Below are 17,663 nucleotides of genomic sequence, written 5' to 3' on the forward strand. Positions count from 1 at the left end.
TTGTTTATACCGACCAACAAATTTTTGCCACAATAAAGCAAATCTTGCTATAATATCGCATTTGCTTATTCATTTTGATTTTTAGGGGACGGCATGCCACACACCACGCCTACAACAAAAACATCTACCACACCCCTACAAGAAGAGCTGTTTGAGCCTGCCGATTTGCCCAGCGAGCCTGATGACGACCTAAATCTCCACGACGAAGAAGACAGCTACATCTACGGCGACGCTGACGCCACCGATGAAGACACCATCGAGACCATGACGGTCTATGACCCCGATGCCGACCGTTTTGAAGACCTAGAAGAGAACTCAGGCGATAACGAAACTGTCGTCTGCTACGCCTACTCTCGTAAGACGGGTGAGCCTGTTGCCACACTCGCCATCGATGAAGTCAGTCGCCAACTGACTAACAACAGCCAATTCATCTGGCTTGGGCTACACGACCCCAGTTTTGAGACAGTCAAGGAAGTCCAAGATGCCTTTGATTTGCACGAACTTGCCCTAGAAGACGCCTTTGCCGACCACCAACGCCCCAAAGTCGAAAGCTATGGCAACGACACCATTTTTGTGGTCGTGCGTACCGCCAAGCTCGAAGACAACTACATCCGCTATGGCACGACCGCCATTTTTATGGGCAAAAACTTCATCATCAGCGTACGGCGTGGGGCGTCCAACTCCTACACCCCCGTGCGTGAGCATTGCCACAGACGACCCGAGAAACTTCGCCTAGGCCCGATTTTTGTTCTGCACGCCATTTTGGACTTCATTGTCGATAACTACCTGCCGATTACCGACCGTTTGGGCAACTATTTGCGTGAGCAAGAGCGTAATATTTTCTCGTATGAGTTTAGCAAATCTACCCTAAAAAGCCTGTACGAGCTAAAATCGCAACTGGTACACATGCGCGCGGTGATTCTGCCCGTCCAAGACGTGTGTAACTTTTTTATCAACCACAAAAAAAACGAGCTGGTCTCCGCCTTTCCTGCCGCCGCCAAGCCCTATTTTCGCGACGTGAACGACCACCTGCTCCGCTCCATTGATGCGGTGAACGGTCTTAACGAGATGCTCTCAGTCGCCATGGACACCTACATGGCAATGGTCACCATGGGACAGAACGACGTGGTACGAAAACTCGCCGCTTGGGCAGGTATCGCCGCCGTGCCGACTGCCGTGGCAGGGGTGTACGGCATGAACTTTGATTTCATGCCCGAACTTCATTGGAAATACGGCTATTTTATGGTCATCGGCACAGTCTTGACGGTCTGCCTATATCTCTATCATAAATTTAGAAAAGCAGGTTGGTTATAATAATGATAATTATTTACCGCTTGGAAAATTGAAATTGGAAAATTGAAATTGGAAAATTGAAATTGGAAAATTGAAATTGGAAAATTGAAATTGGAAAATTGAAATTGGAAAATTGAAATTGGAAAATTGAAATTGGAAAATTGAAATTGGAAAATTGAAATTGGAAAATTGAAATTGGAAAATTGAAATTGGAAAATTGAAATTGGAAAATTGAAATTGGAAAATTGAAATTGGAAAATTGAAATTGGAAAATTGAAATTGGAAAATTGAAATTGGAAAATTGAAATTGGAAAATTGAAATTGGAAAATTGAAATTGGAAAATTGAAATTGGAAAATTGAAATTGGAAAATTGAAATTGGAAAATTGAAATTGGAAAATTGAAATTGGAAAATTGAAATTGGAAAATTGAAATTGGAAAATTGAAATTGGAAAATTGAAATTGGAAAATTGAAATTGGAAAATTGAAATTGGAAAATTGAAATTGGAAAATTGAAATTGGAAAATTGAAATTGGAAAATTGAAATTGGAAAATTGAAATTGGAAAATTGAAATTGGAAAATACCCGTCCCTTTATTTGATACACGCATGAGAATCCCTGACACCACGCTCGAACGACTAAACTCATCTGCCGATTTGGTCGCCATCATCAAAAAACACACCACCTTAAAACCTGCTGGGCGTGAGTTTAAGGGATGCTGTCCGTTTCATGGCGAAAAAACCCCGTCATTTTATGTCAATCCCCAAACCAACCTATACTACTGTTTTGGCTGTGGCGTTAAAGGCAATCCCATCACCTTTTTGCGTGAATTTGAACGCATGACTTTCAAAGAAGCGGTCGATTATCTGTCCGAACAAACGGGCATAGAACTGCCCAAAGACGACAACTTCGCCCAAAAAATCCGCTACGCCAAAAACAAAACCCCAAACCCCAACAGCCAAACACCGACAAAGACAAATCAAGGCGATACAGACAACTCAAACACCCACACAACCAACCAACCAACCCATCATAACAATACCGCTCCATCAGCCAATGATGATTATCCTGATTTTGCTGATAATTTTAATGGCAGTTATGGCAATGATTTTGATGCCGACTTTAACACCGACTTTAACAGCAGTTTTAATGGCGGTTATAACGACAGCTACAACAATCTCCCTTATCAAGCGGATAACACTTTTAATAGCACCAATCCGCCATATCAATCCCCCCAAAATGGCGAAGGGGATTTGTACACCCTGCTGTCCGCCATCGCCCAGTTTTATCAAAACATGCTTCATCAAAACCCCACGGCAAAGGCATATTTTGTCTCACGGGGGCTAAGCGATGAGACGATAGCCACGTTTGGCTTGGGCTATGCTCCGAGCGGTTGGCAACATTTGGAGCAGGCTTTTCCCCATGACATCGAAGGCTTGTGTATTCTAGGACTGGTCAGAACATCGCAAAAGGGGCGGGATTTTGACCTGCTACGAGACCGTGTGATTTTCCCCATCAAGGACAGACAAGGGCGAGTGGTCGGTTTTGCAGGGCGGTCGCTGGGCGATGAGATGCCCAAATACATCAACTCATCGGAGTCGCCCGTATTTAGCAAACAGCACATCCTATATGGACTGTACGAAGCCCGCCAAGCCAAAGCAGTAAACTATCTCATGGTAGAAGGCTACATGGACGTCATCGCCTTGCACCAAGCAGGGATTTATGGGGCGGTCGCTCCGATGGGTACGGCAGCCAATGACAAGCAAATCGCAGGGCTGTTAAAATATAACGACACCCTAACACTGTGCTTTGATGGCGACACCGCAGGACAGCGAGCGGCATGGCGAACCCTAGAAGTTGCCATGCCAGTACTGCCCGATGGTAAGACCTTAAAATTTCTCACCCTGCCTGATGGACATGACCCCGACACCTACATCAAGGCTCATGGGGCAGATGCCATGCGTGCCCAAATCACGCACGCTCAGAGCATGGCGGATTATATCCATGGCGTGCTACAAAACCGTTATGATTTATCCCTGCCCGAAAATAAAGCCCGAGCGGTCGCTGAATTAAAAGAGCTGACCGCCAAACTGCCCAAAGGGTCAAGTTTTCGCTGGTGGCTCAATAACGACTTTTGGGCAAGACTCAGTGGTAAAAACCACAAACCAACCACTCGGGATACCGCCAACTACCACCAAGAGACGGACAGTAGCACTCAGCTGTATCTGTGCCTACTCTACGCCCCCCACATCATCAAAGACAACCCCCTAACCACCCTACTGACCAACTCTGGCGTGGCAGATGCCCACAAGCCGTATCTGACTCACTTAGAACGCCAAGGACTGTCCGTGCCTGCCCTGCCCGACTGGCAGGACATTGATACTGATTTGGCAGAGTTGGTTGGTGCCATTGACATGATTTTGGGCATGGCGGACACAGGGGCTATCGCTCAGTTTGACCTACATGACAAATCGGCACCCGCCATCGACGGCAAGGCTCATCTTATCATGGCAAGCCTGCCCAATGTGGAGCTACAACATCATCTTAGCAGGCTGTGGCGTGAGTTTTTCTATCTGAACCAACATCATTATTTGGAACAAATGGCACTATTATTTAACGAACTTCTATGCCAACGTCTCCAAGATGTATTAAAAAAACAAGGCGAAAACGTCAAAAACATCGTCCTATCCGAGATTTATAAACGTCGCTTACAAGCACTCATCACATGGGACAGTCAGCACACCAAGGCAGACGTGGCAATACTGATAGAAAAAGGCTTCTAAACCCACCCTAGTACCCTTAGCCACGCCATACCCACCGCAAGCCCAATCATACTAACCACGGTGGTAAACGCCAAAATATTGGCAGCCAGCACATCATTACCACCCATTGCCTTTGCCATGACATAGCTTGCGGCGGCGGCAGGGTTGCCACCATGACAAACAGCACGCCAAACTGTACAGGCGGTAGGGCAAACGCCACGCCCACACCCACCGCAAGCAGTGGAGCGACAATAATCCGTCCAATGCTCGCCTGCATGGATACGCCCGACAAGCCCAGCATGGATTTGATGTCAAGCGTTGCCCCTGCACATATCAAGGCAAGCGGTAAGGCAATGTTTGAAAGCAGTTCGCCTGTTTTGGCAATCGGTGTGGGCGGTAAAGGCAAGCCCACCCCCTTATACATAAAAGCAGACACCAAGGCGATGATGAGTGGATTTTGAAAAATTTGGTATTGTTAATTGAGTATACTTTTCTAGAAAGCCGTTCGTGGTGAGCTTGTCGAACCATAACGGTTTTCCTAGACTTCGACAAGCTCAGTCCGAACGGAAAACCTTAAAATCTATCTTTATTTAACAATACCAAAAATTTTAATCACAATATCTCGGCTTTGGGCAGATAAACCCTTACTCTGGCTCGTGCGTGATAGCGTGATGACCGACAAGATATTATACAAAATCGTCAAAATCCCCATATACACCGCCCCCACACTCGTCCCCACCGCCCCATAAGCGTTGGTTGCCACCGACAGCGAGATAATCGCCATATTGGAGCGAAACACCCCTTGCACAAACACGCCCTTATCACGCACGTCCTTGATGAGCATTTTGGCATAAATTTCCGCCCCAAAAAACAGCACAAAAGTCGTTACAAACCCTGCCATGATGAGTGGCAACTGCTCGGCATAGTTCACTTCGCTTTTTATCACGCTAAAAAACAGCAGGCACGGCAAACCAAAATTAAAAACAATTTTGGAGGCAGTATCAATAAAATTACCGTTGATTTTGCCTGTTTTTTGCATATAAAAACCTAGCCCCATTAAGGCTAGGTTTGGAAAGACAATCATAAAGGCGAAGTTGATGGCTTGGAGGATTTCTTGGGGATTCATGGTAAATTCTGATTATGATAAAATGACTTATCATAACCAAAAATTACTCAAAAATAAAGTAAAAATCTGCTCGTTATTAAAATGATGAAATTTTATAGGCATTTACCGCACCATCTTTTCCAATGTAGAAAATATAGCCATATTTCAAAATAATGGTTTCGCCATTTTGACCCTTTAACCCATTGTGATAAAATCCTTCATCAACACTACAAGCGTCTTTTTCGCTTTGCAAAGTCAAATCGCCACAAGTTTGAATTTCCACCCAAGTTTTACCTTGTTTTGGGCTGGTGCTGATATTACCTGTTAAAGCGGTGCCGCCACACATCATATTAAAATTAGCGTCATTGTATTTTGGTACAGGAGCATTATCTTTGTCCAGTAATTTTGGAAAAAATTGCAAGGCTTGCTTGGTTTTTTCAAAATACAAATCTTCCAAACGAGCCTCATCATACACATCAACGCAAACATCAAAATCTGCCAAAGTTGTTTGTTTCTGTGCGGTCATTGGTTTGGTTGTGTTTTGTATTGGATTCACACAGCCAACCATTAAAATTGCCATTAAAAATGCATATTTTTTCATTGCGATTTCCTTATTTTGAGTGTGTTTGCAGTCATCAAAAATACAGAATGGGGCGTAAAGGTGCGTAATATGCACCATTTTAGGTGCAGTATTTAATTTTTGATGCGTGATACGCACCTTACGAATTGGGGAAAAATTACAAGGAAAATTGAGCATTTTTAAAAATACCCTTTTAAAAAAAATCAACTTTCCAACTTCTCCATTGTCTCCGCCTTCTTCATCTTTTTCACCGTCATCGCAAGTAAACTCACCGCCGCAGGGGTAACGCCACTAATCCGACTTGCCTGCCCCAATGTTGCAGGGCGGACTTGGGTAAGTTTTTGTACGATTTCATTGGATAAGCCTGATACGCTCGCATAATCAAAATCAAGCGGTAAAGCCGTGTTTTCTAGCTTTCGCATTTGCTCGATTTCATCGTTTTGGCGGTCAATATAGCCTTGATATTTCACACTAATTTCAATCTGCTCGCCTGCTTCGCTACTCACCTGACTATCCGCCACTTTGGCAATGTCAGCAAAAGTTACATTTGGGCGTTTTAATAGGTCAATCAGACTGTTTTCTTTGGTCAAAACTTCGCCCGTATTTGCCATAAACGCCTTACCAAGCTCATTGTTTGGCGTTGCCCATAGGTCTTTTAGGCGAGCGGTTTCGCTCTCAATCTGCTCTTGTTTTTGGCAAAACCGCTCCCAACGAGCGTCATCCACCAAACCAAGCTCTCGCCCAATCGCCGTCAAACGAGCGTCCGCATTGTCTTCACGCAGTAGCAAGCGATGTTCGGCACGGCTTGTAAACATACGGTACGGCTCTTTGGTGCCATGCGTTATCAAATCGTCCACCAACACACCCAGATACGCCTCGTGTCTTTGTGGTGTCCATGATGACTTACCAAGTGCCATGCGTCCTGCATTTAGTCCTGCCAGTAGCCCCTGTGCCGCCGCCTCTTCATAGCCTGTCGTGCCGTTGATTTGCCCTGCAAAATATAGGCGGTCAATGGATTTGGTTTCTAGCGTGGGTTTTAGGTTTTGTGGGTCAAAATAATCGTATTCAATGGCATAGCCAGGACGTGTGATGTGAGCATTTTCAAGCCCACGCATAGAATGAATAAACTCAATTTGCACATCAAAAGGCAAAGAAGTTGAAATGCCATTAGGATACAGCTCATGCGTGGTCAAACCCTCAGGCTCAATAAAAATCTGATGGCTTGTTTTGTCGGCAAAGCGATGAATCTTATCTTCAATGCTTGGGCAATAACGAGGCCCCACCCCTTCAATCTTACCGCTAAACATGGGTGAACGGTCAAGGTTAGCACGGATAATATCATGCGTGCGTTCGTTGGTGTGTGTAATATAACACATGATTTGGCGTGGGTGCATGGCAACATCGCCCATATAACTCATCACAGGTAAGGGCATATCCCCTGGTTGTGGGGTCATCACGGAGAAATCCACCGTACGAGCGTCAATACGAGCAGGCGTACCTGTTTTTAATCGCCCAACAGGGAGCTTTAATTCACGCAAACGGTCGGCAAGACGAATGGAAGGCATATCGCCTGCCCGTCCACCGCTTTGGTGGTCTAGCCCGACATGAATCACCCCACCCAAAAATGTCCCCGATGTCAGCACCACGGCACGGGTATTTAGGCGAATGCCTGTGGCTGTAACCACCGCCACCGCACGTCCATTCTCCACAATAATGTCGTCCACAGGTTGCTGAAAAATCGTCAAATTTGGCTGATTTTCAAGCGTATGGCGAATGGCTGCCTTATATAAAATACGGTCAGCTTGGGCTCGGGTCGCTCGCACGGCTGCCCCTTTACGGCTGTTTAACACCCGAAACTGAATGCCTGCCTTGTCGGTCGCCAGTGCCATTGCCCCGCCCAGTGCGTCCACTTCACGCACCAGATGCGATTTGCCAATGCCACCAATGGCAGGGTTGCAGCTCATCTGCCCTAGCGTCTCAATGTTGTGCGTGATAAGCAGGGTATCAACCCCCATGCGAGCGGACGCAAGAGCGGCCTCTGTGCCTGCGTGTCCGCCACCGATGACGATGACATCAAATGTTTTGGTTAAAAAGCTCATATTTTTATAGATAGATAAATGAAAAACTGGCTATTTTAGCATAATTTTGGGGGTGTGGGTATGGGTTTTGTGGGTAAAATTTGGGATATGTGAATGTTATGGTATCGTTGTTTAATTATAAATTTGGTATTGTTAAATAAAGATAGATTTTAAGGTTTTCCGTTCGGACTGAGCTTGTCGAAGTCTAGGAAAACCGTTATGGTTCGACAAGCTCACCACGAACGGCTTTCTAGAAAAGTATACTCAATTAACAATACCATAAATTTTAAAACTTGTATATAAGGTCAATTTATTGTCCAACATTAAAAATAAAAAAGGGCAAATATTATTTACCCTTAAAAATCACACAAGCCCATCATTATTATAAATATTTTAAAACCTATCTCGGCATAAAATCATACGCCTTTACCATAGGATTGCTTTCTTTAAAATCTATATAATAATTTTTACTGTCATCATATAAGTCTATTTTACCGTCATTATTACTGTCTTTTTTGGTGGTAAAATAATATCGCTCCATATCCATCACCCAGCTATCTTGGATAAAATATTCATCATCAGGGTGTAATTTTGTCAGATTACCCCCTTTATCATCGCTCGGTATTGTTAATTGAGTATACTTTTCTAGAAAGCCGTTCGTGGTGAGCTTGTCGAACCATAACGGTTTTCCTAGACTTCGACAAGCTCAGTCCGAACGGAAAACCTTAAAATCTATCTTTATTTAACAATACCTAAACAGGATAATAGGCTTCATGAATGATTTGGGTATTATTTTTAAATAAAGGTATGGTTTTTCCCGTTTGTTTATTTTCAAAAATAAGATTAAACATTTGACCGCTGATTTTATCATCGGATACCGATACATGGCTATATATTTCTGTTTTTGAATATGACCCGCTTTTGTCCACATATTCATCTATAGCAGACACCACCACGGGGTGCAATAGACTGTCCGCCCCATATAAATCAATGGGTAGGTCTATCTTTATGGGAATATCAGGATTAGCAACGGCATTGGGGTCGGTTTGATTGGCTGTATCTTGACTTTGCGGTGGGTTCGGTGTGGGCGTATCGCAAGCGGTTAAACTTATGATAACACCAAGCAAAATAGCGGATTTTTTCATTGAATGTCCTTTTGCCAATAAATGGTTATAAATACACCATTACAAGATATTAAAAACTGATAATATTTATCATTTTACACGTTATCAGTTTTTCCTGCAATATTTATAAGATAACAATTTTTTACTGTTTTTTATAAAAACATCTAAAAAAACAATGAAGTTTTAAAACAATAATAAATCAACTTATATTTTACCCAAATATTCCGACTGGATTTCTTTTGGTAATTTTTCAATCAACGCCAATTTCATGTTTTTATCATCGCTATTCATTACCATATCAATAAGCGGTGTGCCGTCAAACGGTAAATCATCTACCTTTTGAGCAAAATTTGCCAAATAATACGCTCCGTCCACATCATTATCCGCCATGACCCTATCATAAATGGCACGAAAGGCAGTTTCACTTGCCCCATTATTGGCAATCAAAAGATGAATGGCTTGCAAAGAAGTATTTGGTTTTTGGCAAAGGCTGATAACCTGCTCAGAAATGTTTGACATAGCAATCCTTAAAACAAAAAAGAAAAAGGCGTAACACAGTACGCCCTTTTGATTAGCCTTACACTTCTGGGCTATGCTCTTCAATGAGTGGCTTTAATTCGCCCGATTGGTACATTTGTAGGATAATGTCGCTACCGCCAATCAGCTCGCCATTTACCCACAGTTGCGGAAAGGTTGGCCAGTTGGCGATGAGTGGCAAAGTGCTACGAATGTCCGGATTTTCAAGAATATTAACAAAGGCAAACGGACGACCAATCTGCGTCAAAACTTCCACCGCACGGGCAGAAAAACCGCATTGGGGAAATTGTGGCGTGCCTTTCATGTATAGTAGCACAGCATGGTCTTTGATTTGGTTTTCAATCAAGGTCTTGATTTCAGGATTGATGTCGGTCATGGTTTACTCCGATTTGGGAAATTTGAGTTATTATGGGGGCAAATGGGGATTTTTACAAGCGTTTTACCTTTAAAAATCAAATTTTTTGCCATGACTTGTCTTGTCAGGGGTCAATAGTAATGGCTGATTGGCGGATTTTTTATGGCATCTTGCCCCATAAAAATTCGGCTCCACCCTATCACCCATACGATAAATGTCATATTTGCCATTATCCACACCCACCAAGTGCCAATCATCATAAATAATTTGACTTTTGCCGTTGATAATTTTATTTAATGATTGCAAACGATGAACGGATAAATATTCATAAATCCCTGTGGTGTCATTATAAATATACGTGTCTTTTGGCACCACACAAATCATTTTGGCATTTGGCAATAAACCGCTCACATCAATAGATTGGTTGGATAATAACGCCCTATTGACCTGTTTTTGCATGCTATTTTCTTGATGAGTATTAACAACCCAAATACCAACCCATAAAATCGCCACTATCGCAATAATTCCCACTTGTGCGTTTTTGGGTAAATTCCTAAAAATACTTTGCGTTAGACTCATATATCACCTTAATTCAAAATACACCAACTTATCATGATAAGCAGGATAAATTTCCATACTGTCTTTGTCTACCGATACGCATTGATAATCTTTAAAACTTGGGGCAGATTTTAATGGCACATGATACACTTGATAATTGGCATAGCCATATCCTTGATTATCCAGTAATATCAAATCCCAATGGTCATCTTCAACAAATGCATGGATTTTGCGATTTAATTTTAAGACTTGTTTGGGTGATAAATTATCCCGAATTTCTTTAATATTTTGGGTATTGGTAAAATATGGGGCGGTAACACAAGCGATTTTGGTATTGGGAAAATATACTTTGATAGAATAACTTTTGCCTGCTAATAAGGTATTGTTGATTTTATCGGTAACTGATTTTTTATAAATACCAAAGACCGCCCAAACGACCGTTATCGCCATTAGCACCGCAATCAACCATTTGCGTTTATGTTTCTCTATCATCAATCACGTTTTAACCAATAATACCACCGCACTCGCCCAAATGCCTTCGCCACGCCCTATCCAGCCCATTTTCTCATTGGTGGTTGCTTTGATACTCACACAGTCCACACCCACATCAAGCACGCCTGCAATGGTCTCACGCATGGCGGTGTTATGCGGGGCGATTTTTGGACACTCACAAATAACCGTCATGTCAGCATTACCAAGCGTGTAGCCGTGTGATTGGACAAGCTTATAGACGTGCTTTAATAACACTTTGCTATCTGCCCCCTTAAATGCAGGGTCGGTATCAGGAAAATGCTGTCCGATGTCGCCAAGTGCCAACGCCCCCAAAAGTGCGTCCGCCAAAGCGTGAAGTAGCACATCGCCGTCTGAATGAGCCTTAATACCGTGCGTGTGGGGAATTTTAACACCGCCAAGCGTTACAAAATCGCCTGTCGTAAAAGCATGAACATCTATACCTTGACCGATTTTTATCATGATTGAGCCTTTTTTGGTTTGTCTTAGTTTATCTTAGTTTAGAGCAGACAAGGCTTGTAAAATAATTAGCAAGCCTTATATAATGGCAAGTTTACCACAATTTTATAACAAGAGACAATCATGACCCCCTACCGCCTATCCGATGTCGCCCAATTTCACGGCAAAAATCCCAATCAAATCAAAGTCATCGTTGGTATGTCTGGCGGTGTGGACAGCTCGGTGTCGGCTGTTTTGTTAAAAGAAGCGGGCTTTTGTGTGGAAGGCTTGTTCATGAAAAATTGGGAAGAAGATGACGGCACCGAATACTGCACCGCCATGACCGACCTAGCTGACGCTCAGGCGGTGGCGGACAAAATCGGCATACCGCTCCACACCGCCAACTTTTCAGCAGAGTATTGGGACAATGTCTTTGAGCATTTTTTAGAAGAATACAAAGCAGGTCGCACGCCCAATCCTGACATTTTGTGCAACAAAGAAGTCAAATTCAAAGCCTTTTTGGATTATGCCCTAACACTTGGGGCGGACTATATCGCCACAGGGCATTATACTCGCCGAAGTTTTGAAGTGGATGGCAAGGCGTGCTTACTGCGTGGACTAGACACCAACAAAGACCAAAGTTATTTTTTGCACGCTGTGGGGGGCGACAAAATCGCCAAAACGCTATTTCCTGTGGGCGAACTAGAAAAGTCAGAAGTACGAGCGATTGCGGAGCGGTATGAGCTTGCCACCGCCAAAAAAAAGGACTCAACAGGCATTTGTTTTATTGGCGAGCGAAAGTTTAAAGACTTTTTACAAACCTACCTACCTGCCAAACAAGGCGACATCTACACCGATGACGGTGTCAAGCTAGGTAAACATGACGGCTTGATGTATTATACCATTGGGCAACGGGGTGGCATTGGCATTGGTGGGGTGGCAAATCGTCCCGATGCGCCGTGGTTTGTCTTGCATAAAGATTTGGCAAATAACCGCTTGATTGTCGGGCAAGGACACGAACACCCTTATCTCATGTCCACCACCTTGACTGCTTATAAACTTGATTGGGTCGTCAATGCACCTTCCAACGGCACAAAACTCACCGCCAAAACCCGCTACCGCCAGCCCGACCAAGAATGCACCGTTTATCTTGAAAATGACACCGTACGGGTGGTTTTTGACAATCCCCAACGAGCGGTAACGGCAGGACAATCTGTGGTCTTTTATGACGGTGATGTGTGTTTGGGCGGTGGAGTGATTGATTGGTGTGATGCGAAAGTGGGCTAAGGAAAAATAAAATGACATCACTTCCACAAAAAATGACGCTTGGCTTAAAATCTGCTTTATTTGATAATTTTTACAATTATGAAGACAGGGCAAGCCGATTGGAATTTTTTAGTTTTTTTATTTTTTATTGGCTATTTTTAATTGTTCTTGCTTTTATTTTAGAAAGCTTAAAATTAGATGTTGTGTTAAACAATGTCATATTGCTTGCCGTATTTACACTTTTAACCTTAGCCAAATTATCGGTCAGCAGTCGCAGATTGCACGACAGTAACTTATCTAGTTATTGGTTTATCTTAAATTTTATTCCCATCATTGGTTCATTGATATTTTTGGGGTTAATGTTTAGAAAGGGAAGTAAAGGCGAAAATCGGTTTGGTGCTATGCCATCTTTTTAATGATTGATAATTTATAGGTTGTTATATTTATCTTGTATTTAATTTTATTATTTTTGGATAGGGATTTTTTGCCATTTTGTGAGCAGTTGGGATTAAAATCGGCTTTTTAACTTTAAAGCCTCAATCTATCCCGAACGCTTTTTGCAAACCGCTTAATAACACAATCTAAATCAACTATCCCGATCAAACTACACCGCAACCCATACACAAATCAGCGTCCACAAAAACACCCATCGCCCTACCCACGCATTATGGCGAAACGCCTTAAAGCAAGCAAGTCGCTCCCTATCCTTAATCAGCCCATACTGATACACCACCATCGCCACCACAGGCAATACGCCCACCAGTGCCCAAAGCCCCATGCTTTCATAAAAATAATGCCACCAAATCAGCTCCATCAAACCCACAAAGCACGCCTGCAGTGCCATGATGATTGCTACGTCATATTTACCAAACAAAATGGCGGTGGATTTGACCCCGATTTTGACATCATCGTCCTTATCGCACATGGCGTACATCGTATCATACGCCACCGTCCAGCACATATAGGCAACAAAGACAAGCCAGCCCCATTTATCCACCGTGCCAATGCTCGCCACATACGCCATTGGCACCGCCCAGCCAAACGCCATTGCCAAAACAACCTGTGGCAAATGCGTGTAACGCTTCATAAACGGATAAATAAAGGCAAGAAATACCGCCACCAGCGACCAATAAAACACCTGTATCGGCAAAAAAAACAGCAAACACGCCGACAAGCCCGACAATCCCACAAAGGTAAAAACAGCCGTGCGTGCGGACAGTCGCCCATCTGCCAGTGGGCGGTTTTTGGTGCGTTTGACTTGCCCGTCCACCTTGCGGTCAGCAAAGTCATTGATGGCACAGCCTGACGCTCGCATCAGCACCGCCCCCAGCGTAAAAATGACGATGTGAGCCACGCTCGGCAGTCGCCCCACGCCTACATTTGCCAAAAACAATGCCCACAAGGTCGGGTACAGCAAAAGCTCCGTCCCCACAGGTTTATCAAAACGGGTGAGTTGTAACCATGCGATGAATTTGTCTTTAAAGGTGTAAGTGGTTGCGGTCATGATGTTAAATGGTGAATTTTTGGGGTATTTTATCATAAAGCCTTTTTTATATAACAATGAAAAATGGTTTATATTTAAAAAATCGTTATACATTCTACCCAAACCCCAATTATTTTTAAAATAAAAAATGACAAATCAAAATTTTTTGTTAAAATAAACCCCAAATACTTTTTAACGGAAAAACCATGGCAGACAGCACCGAACACCCAGCACTCACGATAGACCCACGCACGCACGTAGCGGATTTGCCTTTTATCCATTACCAAGACGACACACTGTTTATTGACAATGTCAGCACCAAAACCCTAGCCCAGACCTATGGCACACCGCTTTATGTGTACAGCAAAAACGCCCTACTTGCCAATTACCGTGCCTATGTGGAGAGTTTCGCCCCCTTGTCAGACGTAAAAATTTGCTATGCCGTCAAATCCAACTCAAACCTTGCCGTCCTTGCCACACTTGCCCATGCAGGGGCAGGTTTTGACATCGTGTCATCAGGCGAGCTTGCCCGTGTATTAAAAGCAGGCGGACAGGCGGACAAAGTCGTCTATTCGGGCGTGGGCAAAACCAAAAGCGACATCGCCACCGCCCTAAATGCAGGGGTTGGGTGCTTTAATGTCGAAGCGGTGAGTGAGATTGAACTCATCAGCCAAGTGGCAAGCGAGCTTGGCAAAACCGCCCCCATTGCCCTGCGTATCAACCCAGACGTGGACGCAAAAACTCACCCCTACATCTCCACAGGGCTAAAAGACAACAAATTTGGCATCAGCCATGATAACGCCCTAGACGCTTATCGTTTTGCTAGCTCCCTGCCAAACCTTGACATCATCGGCATAGACTGCCATATCGGCTCACAGCTGACCGACACCCAGCCTTTTGTGGACGCTTTGGATAAAGTCATTGAGCTCATTGACGAGCTGTTCGCACAGGGCATTAGCTTACGTCATGTGGATTTGGGTGGGGGCTTGGGCGTGCGTTATACCGATGAGACCCCTGCCAGCGTGAGCGAATACGCCAACGCCCTACTGCCCAAACTGCTTAATTTACAAGAAAAATACGGTCTAGGGCTACATCTAGAACCAGGGCGAAACATCTCTGCCAATGCAGGGGTACTGCTCACAAATGTGGACGTACTAAAACCCACCGAACACAAAAACTTTGCCATTGTGGATGCATCCATGTGCGAACTCATGCGACCTGCCCTATATGGCTCTATCATGGCGGTTATCCCAACTGATTTGACCACCGCGACCGACCCCCAAGTGTGGGACATTGTTGGCTCGGTGTGTGAGTCGTCCGACTTTTTGGCAAAAAATCGCACCCTTGCCCTAAATATGGGCGACACCCTTGCCATCACAGGAGCAGGGGCGTATGGCTTTGTCATGGCAAGTAACTACAACACCCGCCCCAGACCTGCCGAGATTATGTGTGATGATGGTTCTCATCGGGTTGTGCGTGAGCGTGAGAGCTTGGACGATTTGTGGCGTGGCGAGAGCGTTTAATGCAAACCGACCAGTTGGTATGTTTTATGGTAACACAACCATTTAAATCACCATGATTTTAAATAAAATGGGCGTGCAGGGACTGGCTCTGCGCGCCTTGTGAAAAACAATACCATCAAGCTCACAAACCCGACCTTTTAACTCAGCCTTAACCCATTTAACCCCACTTTAACCCACCAACAAAATTAACACCATGTCCCAAATCCAAACCCTAGTCGATATGCTAAAAGCCTATCAAGCCCTACCCCACCACACCAACCCTGCCCTAAAACAGGCACTTGGCGACGTGCAAGCATGGCAAAAGGCTCGTATCAAACGCACCAATCACGCCCTATTTACTGATGACAAAACCGCCCCACTTGCCAATTATCTCATTGAGCGGATTTATGGCGATGATGATTTTGACGTGCTTGCCGACCAGCTTCTGACCGCAGGGACGAACGCCCTAAACGGCTCGGGCAAACTTGAAAAGCTCATCCCCACCAACACCTTAGGGGCAGGCGTGCTTGGCGTGCAGTCGGCAGTTCATGCCATCCGTCTTGATTTGGCATTGGCAACGTCCTTACTGGCTGACTTTGGCGAGCGTTACGCCAATAGGGGCATTGATGACACGCTCATGCATGACGTGTATCGGCACGTCAATGCCAAAGACGAACGCATCGCCCAAATCCACACCATCAAAGACGTGTGCGAGCAGTCTTATAAATATTTTAATTCTTTCATCCTACAAAACGCCTTTAAACTTGCCAAAGGCATGGCATACGACAACGGTTATCAGCCCCTATACGACTTTATCGGGGACGGCTTGGTCGCCATGAAACCGCTAAAACGCATTGATGATTTTACCGTGCCGTTTGTGGCAAATGAGCTTGTCGTTATTCACGAAATTCATGAATGAATTTTTAATTTTCCCAAAACACGCCCATTCTTGCTCAAATTAGCGTATAATAAGGGCGTGTTTTTAAATTTGGAAAAATAGCCATGACCGACAACGACTTTACCAATCCTAACATCCTACCCACAGGCAAACCCCAAGGACAATCCGCCATGCAAACCCCTGCCAATGGCGAAACCGCCCACACCAACACCCAAACTGACAACCGCTATTCTGAAAACATTGGCGAAACCACCCATTTTGGTTACCAAACCGTCAATGCTCACGACAAACAGGCAAAAGTCGGACAAGTATTTACATCGGTCGCCACCAAATACGACATCATGAACGATTTGATGAGCTTTGGCATTCATAGGCTTTGGAAGCGTTTTGCCATTAAGATGAGTGGCGTGCGTGCAGGGCAAAGCGTCCTTGACATCGCAGGCGGTACGGGCGATTTGGCAAAAGTATTTAGTAAAGAAGTCGGTCGCTCAGGTCGTGTGGTCTTGTCCGACATCAATGAAGCCATGCTGGAAGTGGGTCGCACACGCCTTATCAATGCAGGGTGCAACAACGTGGATTTTGTGCTTGCCAATGCCGAAACCTTAGAACCCTTCGCTGATAACTCGTTTGACTTAGTTACCATTAGCTTTGGACTGCGTAACGTTACCGACAAACAAAAAGCCCTAGAAGCCATGTGGCGTGTGCTAAAACCGGGCGGACGACTGCTCGTGTTAGAATTTAGCAAACCCGTGTTTGAGCCGTTATCAAAAGCGTATGACCTGTATTCATTTACCGCCCTGCCGCTCATGGGGAAGATTGTTGCCAATGACAGCGAAAGCTATCAATATCTGGCGGAGAGTATCCGCATGCACCCCGACCAAGCCACGCTAAAAGCCATGATGGAACAAGCAGGGTTTGTCAATTGTGATTATCACAACCTAACAGGCGGTATCGTGGCGGTACATCGTGGCTTTAAGGCTCGTTGACTATTTATTCTTAATATACTTGGGCGTGCTCAGCACGCCCCTACAAAAGCATTTAAAATTGTGGGTAAATGTCATTTACCCCTACAATCCATTTAAAATAAAGATTTTAAATACCCACCACGAAAGGTAGATTTTACCTATTTGCCTTTTGTCTTTTTAAAACCCCTTTTATCAAACCCATTTTTACCA

The 17,663-nt window shown here is 44.3% G+C and carries 17 protein-coding genes and 1 pseudogene; 7 read left to right on the forward strand and 11 right to left on the reverse strand.

Translation table 11 applies throughout. The features are described 5' to 3' along the window. The first annotated feature begins 93 nt into the window (after positions 1–93). Both corA and DX073_RS02450 read left to right on the forward strand, forming a co-directional pair. The gene (gene corA, locus DX073_RS02435) at positions 94–1,314 is read left to right on the forward strand and encodes a magnesium/cobalt transporter CorA (RefSeq protein WP_115005186.1); all 1,221 of its coding nucleotides are present in this window, start codon (positions 94–96) and stop codon (positions 1,312–1,314) included. 586 nt (positions 1,315–1,900) lie between these two features. Continuing rightward, a complete protein-coding gene (locus DX073_RS02450) occupies positions 1,901–4,075 on the forward strand; it encodes a DNA primase (protein WP_115005188.1) in 2,175 nt (724 codons plus the stop codon). Here DX073_RS02450 and DX073_RS14995 read toward each other — a convergent pair. From DX073_RS14995 to ispF, 10 genes and pseudogenes are all read right to left on the reverse strand, one after another. Then, positions 4,072–5,165 (reverse strand): annotated as a pseudogene (locus tag DX073_RS14995) (AEC family transporter). The gene DX073_RS02450 and the pseudogene DX073_RS14995 overlap by 4 nt on opposite strands. A 91-nt stretch (positions 5,166–5,256) precedes the next feature. Next, complete coding sequence (locus DX073_RS02465; protein ID WP_115005190.1) at positions 5,257–5,760, reverse strand: hypothetical protein; 504 nt, start codon at positions 5,758–5,760, stop codon at positions 5,257–5,259. A gap of 182 nt (positions 5,761–5,942) precedes the next feature. After that, positions 5,943–7,838, reverse strand: coding sequence for a tRNA uridine-5-carboxymethylaminomethyl(34) synthesis enzyme MnmG (mnmG, locus tag DX073_RS02470; protein WP_115005192.1), 1,896 nt, complete (start codon positions 7,836–7,838; stop codon positions 5,943–5,945). Positions 7,839–8,217: 379 nt separating this feature from the next. Then, positions 8,218–8,358: a hypothetical protein gene (locus DX073_RS14220; protein WP_181814352.1), complete on the reverse strand. Its 141-nt coding sequence runs from the start codon at positions 8,356–8,358 to the stop codon at positions 8,218–8,220. A 211-nt stretch (positions 8,359–8,569) separates the two neighbouring features. Next, positions 8,570–8,962, reverse strand: coding sequence for a hypothetical protein (locus DX073_RS02475; protein ID WP_115005193.1), 393 nt, complete (start codon positions 8,960–8,962; stop codon positions 8,570–8,572). Between the two features lie 183 nt (positions 8,963–9,145). After that, positions 9,146–9,460: a hypothetical protein gene (locus DX073_RS02480; protein WP_115005195.1), complete on the reverse strand. Its 315-nt coding sequence runs from the start codon at positions 9,458–9,460 to the stop codon at positions 9,146–9,148. 58 nt (positions 9,461–9,518) lie between these two features. After that, positions 9,519–9,854, reverse strand: coding sequence for a Grx4 family monothiol glutaredoxin (gene grxD / locus DX073_RS02485; protein WP_115005197.1), 336 nt, complete (start codon positions 9,852–9,854; stop codon positions 9,519–9,521). A gap of 69 nt (positions 9,855–9,923) precedes the next feature. Beyond that, entirely contained in the window at positions 9,924–10,412 is a 489-nt protein-coding gene (locus DX073_RS02490; protein WP_115005199.1) for a hypothetical protein, read from the reverse strand. A 3-nt stretch (positions 10,413–10,415) separates the two neighbouring features. After that, positions 10,416–10,883 (reverse strand): hypothetical protein, encoded by a 468-nt coding sequence (locus tag DX073_RS02495; RefSeq protein ID WP_115005201.1) that lies wholly within the window; start codon positions 10,881–10,883, stop codon positions 10,416–10,418. Positions 10,884–10,886: 3 nt separating this feature from the next. Next, entirely contained in the window at positions 10,887–11,363 is a 477-nt protein-coding gene (gene ispF, locus DX073_RS02500; protein WP_115005203.1) for a 2-C-methyl-D-erythritol 2,4-cyclodiphosphate synthase, read from the reverse strand. Positions 11,364–11,483: 120 nt separating this feature from the next. Between ispF and mnmA the strand changes: the two genes are divergently transcribed. After that, complete coding sequence (gene mnmA / locus DX073_RS02505) at positions 11,484–12,626, forward strand: tRNA 2-thiouridine(34) synthase MnmA (RefSeq protein WP_115005205.1); 1,143 nt, start codon at positions 11,484–11,486, stop codon at positions 12,624–12,626. A gap of 11 nt (positions 12,627–12,637) precedes the next feature. Beyond that, positions 12,638–13,021 (forward strand): DUF805 domain-containing protein, encoded by a 384-nt coding sequence (locus tag DX073_RS02510; RefSeq protein ID WP_115005207.1) that lies wholly within the window; start codon positions 12,638–12,640, stop codon positions 13,019–13,021. 188 nt (positions 13,022–13,209) lie between these two features. Here DX073_RS02510 and ubiA read toward each other — a convergent pair whose 3' ends face one another. Then, a complete protein-coding gene (gene ubiA / locus DX073_RS02515; RefSeq protein WP_404932910.1) occupies positions 13,210–14,145 on the reverse strand; it encodes a 4-hydroxybenzoate octaprenyltransferase in 936 nt (311 codons plus the stop codon). Positions 14,146–14,294: 149 nt separating this feature from the next. Here ubiA and lysA point away from each other — a divergent pair, with 149 nt between their 5' ends. The 3 genes from lysA to ubiE all read left to right on the forward strand — a co-directional run bounded on the left by lysA (position 14,295) and on the right by ubiE (position 17,474). Continuing rightward, positions 14,295–15,611, forward strand: coding sequence for a diaminopimelate decarboxylase (lysA, locus tag DX073_RS02520; protein ID WP_115005209.1), 1,317 nt, complete (start codon positions 14,295–14,297; stop codon positions 15,609–15,611). Between the two features lie 193 nt (positions 15,612–15,804). Beyond that, a complete protein-coding gene (locus DX073_RS02525; RefSeq protein ID WP_115005211.1) occupies positions 15,805–16,509 on the forward strand; it encodes an FFLEELY motif protein in 705 nt (234 codons plus the stop codon). A gap of 83 nt (positions 16,510–16,592) precedes the next feature. Then, positions 16,593–17,474, forward strand: coding sequence for a bifunctional demethylmenaquinone methyltransferase/2-methoxy-6-polyprenyl-1,4-benzoquinol methylase UbiE (gene ubiE, locus DX073_RS02530; RefSeq protein ID WP_115005213.1), 882 nt, complete (start codon positions 16,593–16,595; stop codon positions 17,472–17,474). The last annotated feature ends 189 nt before the right edge of the window (positions 17,475–17,663 follow it).

This window comes from Moraxella lacunata, assembly GCF_900453205.1.
GTDB classification, from domain to species: Bacteria; Pseudomonadota; Gammaproteobacteria; order Pseudomonadales; family Moraxellaceae; genus Moraxella; species Moraxella lacunata_B.

Coding starts and splice junctions, on each gene's coding strand:
- corA (WP_115005186.1), top strand. CDS start 94: ATGCCACACACCACGCCTACAACAAAAACATCTACCACACCCCTACAA.
- DX073_RS02450 (WP_115005188.1), top strand. CDS start 1,901: ATGAGAATCCCTGACACCACGCTCGAACGACTAAACTCATCTGCCGAT.
- DX073_RS02465 (WP_115005190.1), bottom strand. CDS start 5,760: ATGAAAAAATATGCATTTTTAATGGCAATTTTAATGGTTGGCTGTGTG.
- mnmG (WP_115005192.1), bottom strand. CDS start 7,838: ATGAGCTTTTTAACCAAAACATTTGATGTCATCGTCATCGGTGGCGGA.
- DX073_RS14220 (WP_181814352.1), bottom strand. CDS start 8,358: ATGGAGCGATATTATTTTACCACCAAAAAAGACAGTAATAATGACGGT.
- DX073_RS02475 (WP_115005193.1), bottom strand. CDS start 8,962: ATGAAAAAATCCGCTATTTTGCTTGGTGTTATCATAAGTTTAACCGCT.
- DX073_RS02480 (WP_115005195.1), bottom strand. CDS start 9,460: ATGTCAAACATTTCTGAGCAGGTTATCAGCCTTTGCCAAAAACCAAAT.
- grxD (WP_115005197.1), bottom strand. CDS start 9,854: ATGACCGACATCAATCCTGAAATCAAGACCTTGATTGAAAACCAAATC.
- DX073_RS02490 (WP_115005199.1), bottom strand. CDS start 10,412: ATGAGTCTAACGCAAAGTATTTTTAGGAATTTACCCAAAAACGCACAA.
- DX073_RS02495 (WP_115005201.1), bottom strand. CDS start 10,883: ATGATAGAGAAACATAAACGCAAATGGTTGATTGCGGTGCTAATGGCG.
- ispF (WP_115005203.1), bottom strand. CDS start 11,363: ATGATAAAAATCGGTCAAGGTATAGATGTTCATGCTTTTACGACAGGC.
- mnmA (WP_115005205.1), top strand. CDS start 11,484: ATGACCCCCTACCGCCTATCCGATGTCGCCCAATTTCACGGCAAAAAT.
- DX073_RS02510 (WP_115005207.1), top strand. CDS start 12,638: ATGACATCACTTCCACAAAAAATGACGCTTGGCTTAAAATCTGCTTTA.
- ubiA (WP_404932910.1), bottom strand. CDS start 14,145: ATGATAAAATACCCCAAAAATTCACCATTTAACATCATGACCGCAACC.
- lysA (WP_115005209.1), top strand. CDS start 14,295: ATGGCAGACAGCACCGAACACCCAGCACTCACGATAGACCCACGCACG.
- DX073_RS02525 (WP_115005211.1), top strand. CDS start 15,805: ATGTCCCAAATCCAAACCCTAGTCGATATGCTAAAAGCCTATCAAGCC.
- ubiE (WP_115005213.1), top strand. CDS start 16,593: ATGACCGACAACGACTTTACCAATCCTAACATCCTACCCACAGGCAAA.